The 14,677-nt window shown below is 29.5% G+C and carries 12 protein-coding genes and 1 other annotated feature; of the genes, 1 reads left to right on the forward strand and 11 read right to left on the reverse strand.

Translation table 11 applies throughout. From position 1 onward, the window contains the following. Window positions 1–174: 174 nt before the first annotated feature. The 6 genes from GEMHA0001_RS03615 to GEMHA0001_RS03640 form a co-directional block, all read right to left on the reverse strand. Entirely contained in the window at window positions 175–2,187 is a 2,013-nt protein-coding gene (locus GEMHA0001_RS03615) for an ABC transporter permease (protein WP_003144325.1), read from the reverse strand. Window position 2,188: 1 nt separating this feature from the next. Continuing rightward, window positions 2,189–2,941: an ABC transporter ATP-binding protein gene (locus GEMHA0001_RS03620; RefSeq protein ID WP_003144131.1), complete on the reverse strand. Its 753-nt coding sequence runs from the start codon at window positions 2,939–2,941 to the stop codon at window positions 2,189–2,191. Window positions 2,942–3,156: 215 nt separating this feature from the next. Then, window positions 3,157–4,764, reverse strand: a complete 1,608-nt coding sequence (locus tag GEMHA0001_RS03625; RefSeq protein WP_003144315.1) for an ATP-binding cassette domain-containing protein — start codon at window positions 4,762–4,764, stop codon at window positions 3,157–3,159. 364 nt (window positions 4,765–5,128) lie between these two features. After that, window positions 5,129–6,034 (reverse strand): sensor histidine kinase, encoded by a 906-nt coding sequence (locus GEMHA0001_RS03630; protein ID WP_233445909.1) that lies wholly within the window; start codon window positions 6,032–6,034, stop codon window positions 5,129–5,131. Between the two features lie 80 nt (window positions 6,035–6,114). Further along, complete coding sequence (locus GEMHA0001_RS03635) at window positions 6,115–6,783, reverse strand: response regulator transcription factor (protein WP_003144297.1); 669 nt, start codon at window positions 6,781–6,783, stop codon at window positions 6,115–6,117. A gap of 345 nt (window positions 6,784–7,128) precedes the next feature. After that, window positions 7,129–8,406, reverse strand: a complete 1,278-nt coding sequence (locus GEMHA0001_RS03640) for an O-acetylhomoserine aminocarboxypropyltransferase/cysteine synthase family protein (protein ID WP_003144273.1) — start codon at window positions 8,404–8,406, stop codon at window positions 7,129–7,131. Between the two features lie 79 nt (window positions 8,407–8,485). Further along, window positions 8,486–8,723, reverse strand: a binding site (T-box leader). 659 nt (window positions 8,724–9,382) lie between these two features. Between GEMHA0001_RS03640 and GEMHA0001_RS03645 the strand changes: the two genes are divergently transcribed. Beyond that, a complete protein-coding gene (locus GEMHA0001_RS03645) occupies window positions 9,383–9,664 on the forward strand; it encodes a GNAT family N-acetyltransferase (RefSeq protein WP_003144302.1) in 282 nt (93 codons plus the stop codon). A 140-nt stretch (window positions 9,665–9,804) separates the two neighbouring features. Here the strand turns inward: GEMHA0001_RS03645 and GEMHA0001_RS03650 are convergent, their stop codons facing one another. The 5 genes from GEMHA0001_RS03650 to mnmE form a co-directional block, all read right to left on the reverse strand. Next, window positions 9,805–10,437 carry a DUF421 domain-containing protein gene (locus GEMHA0001_RS03650; RefSeq protein ID WP_003144086.1) on the reverse strand — a complete coding sequence of 211 codons (633 nt, stop codon included), beginning with the start codon at window positions 10,435–10,437 and terminating at the stop codon, window positions 9,805–9,807. Continuing rightward, the gene (locus tag GEMHA0001_RS03655; protein WP_003144311.1) at window positions 10,437–10,889 is read right to left on the reverse strand and encodes a DUF3290 family protein; all 453 of its coding nucleotides are present in this window, start codon (window positions 10,887–10,889) and stop codon (window positions 10,437–10,439) included. The genes GEMHA0001_RS03650 and GEMHA0001_RS03655 overlap by 1 nt, the downstream gene beginning before the upstream one ends. A 548-nt stretch (window positions 10,890–11,437) precedes the next feature. After that, window positions 11,438–11,929, reverse strand: a complete 492-nt coding sequence (locus tag GEMHA0001_RS03660) for a hypothetical protein (protein ID WP_003144206.1) — start codon at window positions 11,927–11,929, stop codon at window positions 11,438–11,440. A gap of 208 nt (window positions 11,930–12,137) precedes the next feature. Then, window positions 12,138–12,902 carry an exodeoxyribonuclease III gene (locus tag GEMHA0001_RS03665; RefSeq protein WP_003144155.1) on the reverse strand — a complete coding sequence of 255 codons (765 nt, stop codon included), beginning with the start codon at window positions 12,900–12,902 and terminating at the stop codon, window positions 12,138–12,140. Window positions 12,903–13,048: 146 nt separating this feature from the next. After that, on the reverse strand, window positions 13,049–14,431 hold the full coding sequence (mnmE, locus tag GEMHA0001_RS03670; protein ID WP_003144330.1) for a tRNA uridine-5-carboxymethylaminomethyl(34) synthesis GTPase MnmE: 1,383 nt from the start codon (window positions 14,429–14,431) through the stop codon (window positions 13,049–13,051). Between the last annotated feature and the right edge of the window lie 246 nt (window positions 14,432–14,677).

The raw sequence follows: 14,677 nt of genomic DNA on the forward strand, positions 1-14,677 counted from the left end.
ACAGTTCGCCTTTGCTTATTACTGTGTATGTATTTCTTGGAAAGACAACGAGTAGCTTTTCTTTTTACTCCTAATCTCACTTTTGTTCTTACATTTCCTATTTTGTAAGAACAAAAGTCCAAATGCAAATAAAACGAAAAAAACTCCAGATTTTTCCTCTGGAGTTTTTTTCGTCTATTCTTTTATAATTCTATAGTAAATTTTTGATGTTATTGCATAAACTATTAGATAGAAGATTGCGAAGACTACGATTGTCACAGCAAGTGCCTGTAAGAATATACTATTATCTGTTATTAAGAATAATCTTAAGATTTTTTCGATAAATGGATATGCTACTATAGTGTGTAATGTCGCTATAATTAGCGGTGAGAAGAAGATTAACAATACTTGTGATCTTATTGATTGTTTAATCTGTTTATCTGTAATACCTACTTTTCTCATGATTTCAAAGTTTCCTTTATCTTCATATCCTTCTGAGATTTGTTTGTAGTACATGATTACCACTTGGCTTATTACGAAGATAAAGCTTATGAACACCCCAATGAATAGGAATGATGCGAACACTCCTCTGAATGTAAGTTTATTTTCTTCTTTACCTTCTATTTCTATACCACTTTGTTTTTCTAATTTTTTAAAACTTTCGATTACCTTAGCTTCTTTAGTTGTATCTTTGATATTGAAGGCAACGTAGTTTTGAAGTGTAGGAGTACCTGTTTGTATACTAATCCCTCTTTTTTCTAACTCTTTACTACTTAACTCTGTTAGTTTTGTAGCTAATTTAGTTGCTTCTTTCTCATCTTTAACAATAGCATAATATGTATCCATAATATTCGCTGTTGCAGAGCCTATTGTTCCTGGAAATTCTGATAATTTTTCTTTAATTTTATAGTCACTACCATTTAGAGAAATACTATTATGATTGTAATCTCCTTTTTTATCGATATGTAATAAAATCTCATTACTTTCTAATGTTTTATTTTTATTAGCGAATTTATTATAATCTTTTAATTGTAAAACAACTATCATTTTAACATTACTTAAATCTACACCTACATTTGATTCAAAATTGAACTTATCTTCAACTAATCTTCCTACCATAGGTAATGAATTATATGAGACCATATCTTCCACTTCAGTTCCCGCTTCTTTAGCTGACAATTTTGCATTATTTTCAATTTCTTTTAGTTTATCACTAGTAGAATGATAACCTGCAATCATTAATTGTCTTGGGAATCTTTCGTTGTAAGATTTTTCCATACCTGCATATAATGCTGATGTTGATCCCATAGTTACAAGGACCATAGTAGATAATATACAGATATTCGCTAATCCTACTGCATTTCTCTTCATTCTGTATAATAACCCAGAAACGCTGATGAAGTTTTTAGGTTTATAGTAGAAGTTTTTATTATTTTTCATGATTTTTAGTACTGTGATACTAACTGCCATGAACACTAGATATGTACCTATAATTACCGCAACTACAGCATAAAAGAATACTAATAATGCTTTTACAGGATTTTGTACCGTTTGTGCTGTGTAATAACCATAACCGATTAATGCTAAACCGATTATCGCTAGAATCCATCTAGATTTCGGTTCTTTTTCACCTTTGTTTTCATCTTTTAATAAGGCTACAATTCTAAGTCTAGCTATTTTTATAACAGTATAAAGTAATAATAAGAAGTATATTCCTCCGAATAATAATACTGAGAATACTATAGCTATCGGTGTTATGCTGAACCCAAAGCTAACTCCCGCTGAGAATAATTTTAATAATACTAACAACATAAGTTTATCAAAAATTATTCCTAATCCAATTCCTAACACTATTGTAGTTACAGCGATAAAAATTGTTTCTAACACTAAGATTTTAGCTATTTGTTTTTTCGTCATACCTAAAACAGAATACAATCCAAATTCTTTTACCCTACGTTTTACTAGAAAACTATAAGTATAAAATAGGAAAATTACAGAGAACAGTGCAATTACAATAATACCGAAACTTAATACCTGTTTTGTCGCCTCAATACCGTTTGGAAGTTTGTCTAAATTATCTCCAAAAGCTAGAGATGACAGTATGTAAAATGACATTATTGTAAAAATTGCTGATAACACATAAGGTATTATAAATTTTTTATTTTTTACAAGGTTGTTTAAAGCAAATTTGCTATAAAAGAAGCTCATCTTACTCACCTGCCTGCATTAAAGTTAACGTGTCATTAATTTTTTGGAACATCTCACTCGTAGTCGCATTTCCTTTTCTAAGTTCATGGAAAACTACCCCATCTTTAATAAATAATACACGTTTAGCACGAGCTGCTGTTTTCACAGAGTGCGTAACCATAATTATTGTTTGTCCTGCGTTATTAAGTTTTTCAAAAACTTCTAACAGTTGATCTGTTGATTTTGAATCTAGTGCTCCTGTCGGTTCGTCTGCTAAGATTAGAGCTGGGTTCGTAATAATCGCACGCGCTACGGCTACCCTTTGACGTTGACCACCAGATACTTCATATGGGAACTTGTTGACTAACTTATCAATTCCTAAAGGTTTAGTTACTTTCTCTAATCTTTGTTCCATATCTTTATATTTTTTATTAGCTAACACTAACGGTAATAAAATATTATCTTTTATAGAAAAATTATCAAGTAGATTGAAATCTTGGAAGACAAATCCTAGATTGTCACGACGGAAATTCGCTAAATCTTTATCTTTCAATTTGCTTAAATCTAAATTGTTTAAATTCACATTTCCTGATGTTGCTTTATCGAATGTTGCGATAATATTTAATAAAGTAGTTTTACCGCTTCCGCTCTCACCCATAATCGCTACATATTCACCATTATCCACTGCGAAATTTACATTTTTTAACGCTTCTGTACTTTGTGTGCTTAATCTTGTTGTATAAACTTTTCTTACATTGTTGACTTCTAATAACATTTTTATCACTCCTAAATTCTTTTTATCTTATCTTCCTAGTTCGAACTTTTCTACAACTTCCTTGTTGTTTATATTTATATTCTACCTTACTTTTCTTACAGATTCTATCGATTTTCCTTACAAAAAAGCTCCCAACCTTACACTTTTGTAAGATTGGGATATTTATTACTTTTTATTTGATTTCAAATACTTTATCAACTTTATTTCCTGGGAAATTATAATCTCAATATATCTGTAAATCTTTGTTCAGAGTTGCTATCTAGTCTGTGTGTGATTAGAATTACCGTTAATTCTGGATTAGTTAATAGAAGTTCTTCTATTTTCTCTGCATTATCCTTATCTAAATTAGAAGTTATCTCATCTAACAGCACTACTTTTTTCTCTCTAACTATTCCACGAGCCAGGGCTATTCTTTGTTTTTGACCACCTGATAAATTCTTACCACCTTCTACAAGTTCAGTATCTAAGCCATCCTCAAGACTTGTCAGAAACTCACCTAATCCTACACTTTCCAACACATCTTTAACTTTTTCATCAGCATAATCATCACCTAGCGTTATATTAAATCTTAGACTTTCTGTGAAAATATACGGCTCTTGTGGGATATATAACATCTTATCATACAGGCTATACTTATTAAAACTTCCTAGTTCTTCTCCATTAAATTTAATTGCACCTTCATAATTTTCTATTCTTCCAGTCAATAATTTTAACAATGTAGATTTTCCACTACCACTTTCACCGACAATAGCGTATTTACCATATTTATTAAATGCATACGAAATATTTTTTAATACACTTTTCTCTTCATATTTATAAGAAACATCTTCTAATTCTATAGTTTCAATTTCTTCATTTAATAATTTTTTGCTAGTATCTTGGTCATTAATTGCCTTAGCCTCTTCTTTAAATTTCTCGAATTTCTCAAAGATTGGTACTACGATATTTAACTCTACAGTAATATTCATAATATTTCCTACTGAATTAAAAATCGTAGATGTTAGTGACTCTACCGTTAAAATAGACCCAAAGCCTACAATATTTTTTAGAGCGAGTATTCCCGTTAGTAATACTACACCAACTTGCCCTACTAAATTTCCTAAGCCTCCTAGGACTCCGGCTAATCCGACACTTTTTCTTAGAGACACAGATTCTTTTAATACTTCATTAGAAGAAGTTGCTACAATTTTTTTCAAAATTCCTAATTTATTGAAAGATAGTAAACTATCGAATCCTTGTAAGTAATTCGTATTTTTACTTATTAATTTTTCTAATGAGCCTGAGTAGCTCTGAGCTTTATTCTGAATAGATTTTTGCGCAAGAGCTGGTAATACTAATGTAAGAACACTCATTACTATAGAAAAGACGATAATCGACCAGTGGAATGCAAATAGTCCGACTATAGCTAAAAGCGTCTCTATAATTGCTGTAATACTTTGATAAAAATTACCAAATCCTTTTTCCTCAACAATCATCAAATCATTACTAAGCCACGATATATAATCACCGCTATTTTTCTTATTGAAGTTAGCATAATTGTTTTTAGAAATTGCATCCACGACATCGCATCGAATATCAGTTATCATTTTTTGCACTACATAGTTTTCATACGGAATTTTTATATAAATAGAAACTAAATATAATAAAAACACGATACCTGCATAGGCTATATTATAGAAAAAGCCATCGGTATTCGATTTAATTAATTCGTTAAATCCATCCCCTATGAAATATGCAGCGACAACCTTACATGCTCCTCCAAAAATAATTAGTAAAAGTAACAAACTATTTTCTAAATATCTTTTCTTTAAATACTGCTTCATCTTTTCCCTCCTTATACCTTACTACTATTCTATCAAATAAAATAAACTTAAACAAGATAGTTTTCAGATAATTTATTCTATTAGTTAGAAAATAATTTTATTTACATTATAATATATATATCAAGTGGCTTTTTAGATATCTAATAAACCACTGCAGAAAGCGACTCGACAAAATCGTGTTTCTTCTAACTCATGATTTTTGAGTCACTCACATATATCAAGTAGATTTTGTTGGGTTTATAGCTAACCTATTTTAAGAGTTTATAGATTTATATCTAGTCTCATTTGTGAAATTAAAAAATCCCCTCAAAAGTTAAATCTACAATCTAACTCTCAAGAGAATTCCTTATTGATATATTGTTATCTAATCCCTTAAAGTATCTTCTTTCGGGAATGTGATTTCTATCCTAGTTCCTTCTCCTACTTTTGAAGAAATTTCAATATGATGACCTAGTTTATCTAGAGTTTTTTTACATAAATACAAACCTAGACCACTCGATTTTTTTTCGTATCTTCCATTAAAACCTGTAAAACCTTTTTCAAAAATTCGAGGTAGATCTTCTTCTTTAATACCCATACCGTTATCTTCTATAACCAGTTTATTTTCACAAGTTTCTATTTTAATTTCTCCACTGGTGCTAGTATATTTCACACTATTACCTAGTATTTGTTCAAAAGCGAAACTCAACCATTTTTTATCACTAATTACCATTGTTTCATGTGAAACATAGTTTAATTTTATTTTTTTGTTAATGAAGATAGTCGCATATTTTTTTACACTATCTTTCACCACTTCATCAAGATTAATCTTTGTAATAACATAATCTGATGATATGCTATCTAATCTTATATACGTCAGAACCATCTCAACATAGCGTTCTATTTTGAACAATTCTTGCTGTAAGACTTTTTGATCTACTTCTTCATTGTCTAATAGAAAATTCATCGCTGCAATCGGAGTTTTTATCTGATGAACCCACATACTGTAGTAATCTACCATGTCGATATTTTTTTGTCGATTTTCCTGAGTTAATTTCTCTAACTCTTCATATAATTTCTCTATGATTTTATGATAATAATCAATCCTAATATCCAAGCTTTTCGGTAAATCTTCAAGATCATTTAGAATATTTTTCTCTAGAAATTTTAATTTTTTATAACTTTCTTTATAATTAACAAAATCTAAAAAGCTAGCTATAAGTGACGCTAAAAAACAGAAACTTCCTGTATATATTAGAGCTTCTAGTGGCAAATTATACAAATAAAACATAATGAAAAATATGGCAATAAAAACTACAAATAAAATATAAACTTTTATGTTTTTCTTTAAATAACTTTTTAATATTTCCATTAGACGATATATCCTTTACCTTTTTTAGTAGTAATAAATTCATCTATTCCTATACTTTTCAACTTAGAACGAAGTCTGTTTATATTAACCGACAAAGTATTTTCATCTATAAAGTTATCACTTTGCCACAATGCAGTAATTATTTCTTCTCTCGTTACTATTTTTTCTCTATTTTCTAATAATACTGTAAAAATTTTACCTTCATTTTTAGTAAGTTCAACTAGGTTATCTTGATATTTCACCTCATCACGGCTCATATCAAAAATTACATCTTTATACACTACAAGATTTGAAGATCCGCTAAAATTATAAACACGGCGGAGTAGGGCTTCGATTTTTGCTTTTAGGACAACTAACTTAAATGGTTTTTCTATAAAATCATCAGCACCGATATTCATAGCCATAACAATATTCATATCATCATTCGCAGATGAAATAAAAATTATAGGCACTTTCGACAATTTCCTAATCTCCTCACAGAAATAATAACCATCAAAGTAGGGAAGATTAATATCCATTAATACTAGATCCGGTGATTGTTCCACAAATTCCTTGACTACATTTTGAAAATCCACAACCTCATGTGTAGCATACTGCCATTTTTGTAGATATCCAGCTATTGAATTTGAAATTATCTCATCATCTTCTACTATCATTACTTTATACATACTTTCACCCCTTAGTTACTATTATTACTAAAATTATATCACAAACACACTTCTTATGATATATTCTACAAAAAATATATCTCTGCTGCCTTTTATTTCTCTAAAACAAAAAGCAGAGATTGCCTAGGAATGAGTTTATATGAAATTTCCACGCTGCCTTGCTTCTATTTCATGCTCCTAAACAACCTCTACTCAAAAAGAGAAAATTGTGGATTAAGATATTTTTTGTATATTATTAGTATTAAAATAAATGGCTGTCAAGGTTTTTTAATAATCTGTCTTAATCCACACATTTTAATAAAATATTAATTATTTTAATCAAATGTTTCTTGTGAAACTTTTCTCTTAGATATTTTCTAATGCTAAACGTAAATCTTCAATTAGATCATCCGCATTTTCTAATCCAATTGATAGTCTAACTTGCTGTGGAGTAATTCCTGTATATTGTAATTCCTCCGGACTTAATTGTCCATGTGTTGTTGATGCTGGGTGGATAGCTAAACTCTTCGCATCAGCTACATTCGCTAAGTTTGAGAAAATTTCTAAACTATCAATTACTTTACGAGCTGCTTCTTCCCCTCCAACTACATCAAATGAGAAGATTGATCCACTACCTTTAGGTAGGTATTTTTTAGCTAATTCATAATATTTGTTTCCTTCTAATCCTGGGTAGTTGATTGATGCTACTTTAGGATGTTTTACTAAGAAGTCTATTACTTTTTGAGTATTTTCTACATGACGCTCAACTCGTAAAGATAATGTTTCTAAACCTTGTAATAATAAGAATGCGTTAAATGGTGATAATGCTGCTCCTGTATCACGTAATAACTGTGTTCTTACATTTGTAATGAACGCAGCAGGTCCTACATCTCTTGTATAACTTAAGTTGTGGTAACTTGGGTCTTCATCAACTAATTGTGGGAATTTTCCACTACCTTCCCAGTCAAATTTACCACTGTCTACGATAACACCACCAATTGATGTACCATGGCCTCCAATGAATTTAGTCGCAGAGTGAATAATAATATCTACACCATGGCTAAATGCATTGATTAAGTATGGACTAGCAAATGTATTATCTACTACTAGTGGAATTTTATGTTTATGAGCAATCTCAGCCCATTTTTCTAAATCAGCGACATTTGCTAATGGATTTCCTAATGTTTCTACAAATAGAGCTTTAGTTTTATCAGTAATTGCTTGTTCAATTTCTTCAAAGTTATCTGGATCAACAAAAGTTGACTCTACACCATAACGTGGTAGGGTAAGTTTTAATAGGTTATATGTTCCTCCATATACATTTTTAGAAGATACGATGTGATCTCCCGCATGTGCTAATGTTAAGAATACATATGTAATTGCAGCCATTCCTGAAGCTACAGCTAATGCACCAACTCCACCTTCTAATGCATTAATTCTTTCTTCGAAGACTGCAGTAGTAGGGTTAGTAATACGTGTATAAATATTCCCAGCTTTTCTTAATGCAAATGAATCAGCTGCATCTTGAGTATCATCAAAAACGAATGATGTTGTTTGATAAATAGGGACAGCTCTTGCTTTTGTATCTCCAACTGTTTGTCCTGCGTGTAATTGTAATGTTTCAAAACTAAATTTTCTTGTCATAATATTTTTTTCCTCTTTTCTACGTCTCGATAAGTTATTTTTTATAAAAAAAACACCTCTACTACATATTTACATATGTAATAGAGGCGATTATCTTAATTCGCGTTACCACTCTAATTTATACTAATCTTGCGATTAGTACCTTATTCAGTACATGTTTATACTGTGTGCTATATCGTGCAACCTACGTGTTTACCTATTAGATAAACAAAACTCTAAGACCATTTTCAACTAATCTTCACCATGTTACTTCGCACCAACCAATAACTCTCTGTTGTAGCTACGTATTAATTTACTTATCTTTTCAACGTTTGTGTATTAAATTAAACTAATTGTACACCCGTTTTTCATATTTGTCAATAACTTTTTTAAAAAAAATTAAAACGTTTTATTTTTCTTCTATAAGATGTTAAATAAAAAATACTATGAAAATATTTTAATTTATTTATTATTTTATAAATAAAAATTTAGTAGAATTATTTATTTTAATTTAAGGAATATTAATTTTTATATTTTATCAAAATTGAAATTATAAAATAAAATAGAAAGAAAAGAAGAAAGATAGAAAAGAAACAAAAAGATAGAGAGAAGAACAATAAAATAACGAGAAAAAAAGGGATAAGTAAAATTAAGTAAAAAATAAAAATTCAGTATAAAATTCACCTATAAAGCGATGAAATCATATAGTAAACTTCTATTTTTGTTTTTTTCACATAGTTAATATTTAGATAAATATTAAACTATATCAAATAGGGACTTATATTTATCTATTATTTCCTTTAATTTTTCTTTTTAAACACTTTCCTCTATATCAGATACCTCTATTGCTTTCAAATCTAAAGCAATACTTTTATCAAACATTACTTTTCCTTTAATAATTGTAGTGCTTTTAAAGAATGATATGTAGGATACTCTTTCCCTTTATTTATGGTATAATAGCACTAATAACACTATATGAGTATCCCAGGAGGTTTATATGGAATTTACTAAAACAAATGATGGATTCGTAAAATATGATGAAAATGGTAGAGTTATAGCTGAAATTACCTATGCTACTACTAATAATCCTAACGTAGTTGTCGCTGATCATACTTTTGTTGATCCTTCACTTCGAGGGCAAGGTGTAGCAGGAAAGTTATTAGATGCTCTTGTTAAAGATATGACTGAGCAAAATAAAAAAATTAAACCAGCTTGCTCTTATGTCGTTAAAAAATTCCAAGAAGATTCTTCTTACGATTTTATTAACGCCGATAAATAACATTTAAAAAAGCAGAAAATTGATTTTTCAATTTCCTGCTTTTACTTTTTGTTATATTAATCTATATTATTATTTTCTTATTTAATTAATTTGTTATTGTCTTGTTAAAATTTTTAATTTTATTTAAAAAATAAATTATATTAGTATTCAATTATATGTAATTGTCCTTTGTCATACTCTGCTAAGAATATTTTAGATGTGTCTTCATATCCTAATTCTAATAAAGTTTCTTTTAACCATTCTTCTGTTTTATCCATCGTTTCTAATGTACTATGTTGGATAGTTCCATCAGTAATTACCGGATATTTAGGATTTTCCTCACCTTGTTGTATTATAATTAGTTGTCCATTTTGTTCTAAAACCGCTCTTTTTACTTTTTGAATACTATAAACACCTTGTGTTCTTAATTTAAAAGCTATGTCTTGTGCTGTTAAACCAGCTTTTCTTGTTGCTTCTACATCTATTTTTCCTTTTTTTATTATTGTTGTAGGTTCTCCGTCTATCATTTTTTTTAAGTATGAGTTATTTGTTTTTAACCACTTCAGACCTAATACCAAAATTATCCATATTAATAATATATTGAAGTATTGTAAAATAGAAATTGATGGACTATATATTACCCCTCCTAATATTCCCCCGAGTACATAGTTTTGAACTTGATCACTCGCTGAAGTTGGTGCTAAATTTCCTTTTCCTGATATATTAATTACTATTACAAGCGATAATAAACCTAAAGCTAGTTTTATTGCTATATCTATATATGAAAGTTGCATTATCTTTTCACCTCCACTTTTTCAACAATTGGTTCTACCAATTCTATTTTCTCTAGTAAATAATCACCTTTTTTTCCGTTACTTATTACTCTATAGTAGTTATCATCTATTTTTAAAAATGAATTTTCTATAGAGGCTTCACTATTTATATAGATATGTGTTTTGTCAATATTTAATTTTTCTGAAACTCCCTCAATAAATTCAATAGAGCTTTTATACTGATTAGCTGATATACTATTACTTTGATAATCACTTACTTGTATCCCGATTAATAAAAAGATACCTAATATCATTATGATAGCTAATTCTCTATACTTGCTATCTTGTCTATTTTTATAATACTTAATTAGTGATACTATTATTATTAATAGTAAGCATCCTCCTACTACATATGTTATAGTATTACTCTGATCTATTTTATTTAATAAATATTCATAAGAATAAAATTTCAAACCTATCACTCCTTTTGTTTTACGTGAAACATTTATATTATTCTATTTTTAACTCCTACGCTATTCTATCTTTATCATCTAAAATATTTTTTATAGATAATTTTGTTTTTTATTTTCATACAATTTTAAAGTCACTTAAATATTTTCTTATCGTATTGTTGTTTAAATGAGTATTCATTTATGAAAATTCTATGTTTTTAATTTTAGCAAAGAGCTAAATAGATTGTAAAATTTCATGTACAATCCACTGATTTCGAAGATATTTTATCATAGCTAAATGATGAATAACTAAATAATTGATATTTTCAGCAAAAAAGTAGGGTATTTCTCATAATCTTCATAAAAAGTAGTGAGTGTCATTGTCTCTACTGTTTCTCCCAGTTTTTCTAAGACATAAGAAATACCTTCATTTATATCATTACTAGTCGTCACTTTACTAGTTTTTCCATGTTCCCACTCATTTTTATAGCTTATTCTTTAAAAAACACGACCCTCTGCTATTCTCTTCATTACTTGCTATTATTTTTCTAATTTTGTTTTTCTTAGCATTAGCTCGCCTTTTTTATTCTAATAGGCCCATCACTTAATTTATGCTCTTTGTCCCGCATTAATATTCTTATAACCTGCATCGTTCTTCTAAGTGCCTCTAAAGCTGAGAATTCCCATCTCATCGTAGCTTCCATCATAAGTTCAAATGCATCTTTAAAACCTGTTGCTCTTTCTGCACCCCTAGGATCACCTATAAATAGTACATTATTTAGTGAAACTTCGTCTATTATCATTCTTTCAGGCTTGTATCCTATTAATTTGCGAAGAATACCTGCCAAGTATGGATCTATTATATCTTCTTTTTCCAAGTAATCTATATACTCATTTTCCGAATCAAAGATTGGTAACTTAATATTCCCGTGAACTAGATAATCTTTCTCTTCTGTTACTCTTACAACATCAATCACTCCAAACTCATCGAATTTAATGTAATCGATAGAATATTTTGTGTCCCATTCATTTACATCTTCTATATAAAATTTTGGTCCCATAAATTACCTCTTTTCTTAAAATTAATACAGGAATAACTTAAACCCATAATCTCATAGAAATTTATTTTTATTAAGTCACCCCCGCTAATTTTATTTTTTAATAAGTATTTTTAATCATTATGCATGATTTTAAATAAGATATTACTTTTGTCAGTCATGCTAAAGATAAAAATATACGTCATGGTTTATCCACAACGCATATTATATTTTACAACAAATTGTCTTTTAATACAAGCTCTACAGGACAATGATCACTACCAAATATTTCATTGTGAATAGCAGCACTTTCTAAGTACTCTTCTAAATCACGACTTACTAAGAAGTAATCAATTCTCCATCCTGCATTATTTTTACGTGCGTTAAAACGATAACTCCACCAAGAGTAGGCACCTGTTAAGTCTGGATTATAATATCTAAACGTATCTATAAATCCAGCATCTAATAACTTCGTGAATTTTTCTCTTTCTTCTGGTGTGAATCCTGCATTTTTCATATTTGATTTCGGATTTTTCAAATCTATTTCTGTGTGTGCAACATTTAAATCTCCACAAACAACGACACCTTTTGTTTTATTTAATGCTAACAAATAGTTTTTAAAATCTTCTTCCCAACTCATACGATACTCTAATCTCTTAAGCTCACTTCCTGAATTTGGTGTATACACTGTAATAAAGAAGAATTTATCATATTCTAGTGTAATTACACGCCCCTCAGTATCATGTTCTTCAATTCCTATTCCATACGTTACATTTAACGGCTCATGTTTAGTATATATGGCTGTTCCTGAGTATCCCTTACGCTCAGCATAGTTAAAATAGCTATAATACCCATCGAATTGTAAATCTAATTGTCCTGCTTGCATTTTTGTCTCTTGTAAACAGAAGAAATCAGCATCTAGTTGTTTAAAATCTTCTTCAAAATTTTTACCAACTATTGCTCTTAGACCATTGACATTAAAACTTATACATTTCATTTCGTTCTCCTTTTTGTTTCATGTGAAACATCTTTATTATCTTGTAGCTCTTGTTTCGTGTGAAACAGTTTCTTTCAGCTTTACTTTTATATCTCACACAAAACATGTTCATTCATCTTTTTCTTTTGTATTTTATATAATACTACTTATTTTCCTAGACAGAATCTACTGAATAATTCATTTATCAGTTCATCACCAGAGTTTTCTCCGATAACTTCTCCTAATAGATTGAATGTATTCGTATAGTCTATAAGTACCATATCCACTTCAAGACCCATCTCTGCTGCTCCGATAGCATCATTTAAGCTTGTTAAAGCACGTTGAATAAGATTAATTTGACGTGTGTTTGATAAGTACGTCGCATCTTTTGGACGAGCAGCTCCACCAAAGAATAAGTCTCTGATGTTTTTCTCTAATTCATCTATCCCTTTATATGTTGTCATAGATGTTTTTATAATAGGGTGGTTGTACGCTAATTTTTCAACTTCAGCAATATCAATTTTCGTCTCTAAATCTAGTTTATTTAATATTACTATCGTTGTTTTTCCTTCGGTTAGCTTTAATAATTCTTTATCGTCTTCAGTTAATTCTTCACTACTGTTTAATAAGAACAATACTAAATCGGCTTTTTCTAAAGCTTCTTTACTACGTTTAACACCGATTTGTTCCACGATATCATCTGTTTCACGAATACCAGCCGTATCTATTAATTTAATCGGTACTCCTTTAATGTTCACATACTCTTCTAGAACGTCACGAGTTGTTCCTGCAATATCAGTTACAATAGCTTTATTTTCTTGTAGTAGATTATTTAACAGTGAGCTTTTACCAACGTTAGGTCTTCCGATAATAGCTGTATTTATACCTTCTTTAATAATTTTCCCTTGTTTTGATGTTTCTAGTAAACTCTCTAAACTATTTCTGATACTTGTTGATTTTTCAAGAATAGTTTTTGTCGTTTCTATTTCTAGGTCATCATATTCAGGATAATCGATATTTACCTCAACAACTGTTAAGATATCTAAAATTTCAGCACGTAGACGTTTAATAAGCGTCGATAAGCGTCCTTGCATTTGGTTGTTGGCTATTTGACTAGCTTCATCTGTTTTACTCTTAATAAAGTCGATTACAGCCTCTGCTTGTGTTAAATCTATACGTCCATTTAAAAAGGCACGTTTCGTAAATTCTCCCGGTTCAGCCATTCTTGCTCCATGTTCTAGACAAAGTGCAAGTACTTTTTGAATCGTTATAATACCACCATGACAGTTAATTTCTATAACATCTTCAGTAGTATAAGTACGTGGACCTACCATTTTTACAAGCATAATTTCTTCGATCTTTTCATTTGTAGCTGGATCAACTACATTTCCATAATTTATAGTGTGACTAGCTAGACTCTCTACTGTTTTACCTTTTGGTAGTCTTACTATTTTTTCAGCAATACTAAATGCTTCGTCACCACTAAGTCTAACAATACCTATAGCTCCTTCTCCAAGAGCAGTCGATATAGCGCAAATTGTTTCACTCATTATTCAAACTCCTTCTAATCTTTATATTAATTAAAAATTCATATCTTATTTATTATACACTATTCTTTTAAATTTTTCTCTATATACGACCAAGCTACATTTTGTATACTTTTTTATAATAGGCTAGGGTAGATCAAAAAAAAATAAGTAGCTGGATTAAGCTCCGAACTACTTATTTTTTGTTATTTTATTAAAAAGGGGACTGCCCCCAAAAGACCTAAATTTTAACAAAGTGTATATGAGAAC

The sequence above is a fragment of the Gemella haemolysans ATCC 10379 genome, assembly GCF_000173915.1.
Classification (GTDB): Bacteria; Bacillota; Bacilli; order Staphylococcales; family Gemellaceae; genus Gemella; species Gemella haemolysans.

What these genes read in the sequence shown, in the direction of transcription:
- GEMHA0001_RS03615 (WP_003144325.1), bottom strand. Translation starts at nt 2,187, where the DNA reads ATGAGCTTCTTTTATAGCAAATTTGCTTTAAACAACCTTGTAAAAAAT.
- GEMHA0001_RS03620 (WP_003144131.1), bottom strand. Translation starts at nt 2,941, where the DNA reads ATGTTATTAGAAGTCAACAATGTAAGAAAAGTTTATACAACAAGATTA.
- GEMHA0001_RS03625 (WP_003144315.1), bottom strand. Translation starts at nt 4,764, where the DNA reads ATGAAGCAGTATTTAAAGAAAAGATATTTAGAAAATAGTTTGTTACTT.
- GEMHA0001_RS03630 (WP_233445909.1), bottom strand. Translation starts at nt 6,034, where the DNA reads ATGTTTTATTTGTATAATTTGCCACTAGAAGCTCTAATATATACAGGA.
- GEMHA0001_RS03635 (WP_003144297.1), bottom strand. Translation starts at nt 6,783, where the DNA reads ATGTATAAAGTAATGATAGTAGAAGATGATGAGATAATTTCAAATTCA.
- GEMHA0001_RS03640 (WP_003144273.1), bottom strand. Translation starts at nt 8,406, where the DNA reads ATGACAAGAAAATTTAGTTTTGAAACATTACAATTACACGCAGGACAA.
- GEMHA0001_RS03645 (WP_003144302.1), top strand. Translation starts at nt 9,383, where the DNA reads ATGGAATTTACTAAAACAAATGATGGATTCGTAAAATATGATGAAAAT.
- GEMHA0001_RS03650 (WP_003144086.1), bottom strand. Translation starts at nt 10,437, where the DNA reads ATGCAACTTTCATATATAGATATAGCAATAAAACTAGCTTTAGGTTTA.
- GEMHA0001_RS03660 (WP_003144206.1), bottom strand. Translation starts at nt 11,929, where the DNA reads ATGGGACCAAAATTTTATATAGAAGATGTAAATGAATGGGACACAAAA.
- GEMHA0001_RS03665 (WP_003144155.1), bottom strand. Translation starts at nt 12,902, where the DNA reads ATGAAATGTATAAGTTTTAATGTCAATGGTCTAAGAGCAATAGTTGGT.
- mnmE (WP_003144330.1), bottom strand. Translation starts at nt 14,431, where the DNA reads ATGAGTGAAACAATTTGCGCTATATCGACTGCTCTTGGAGAAGGAGCT.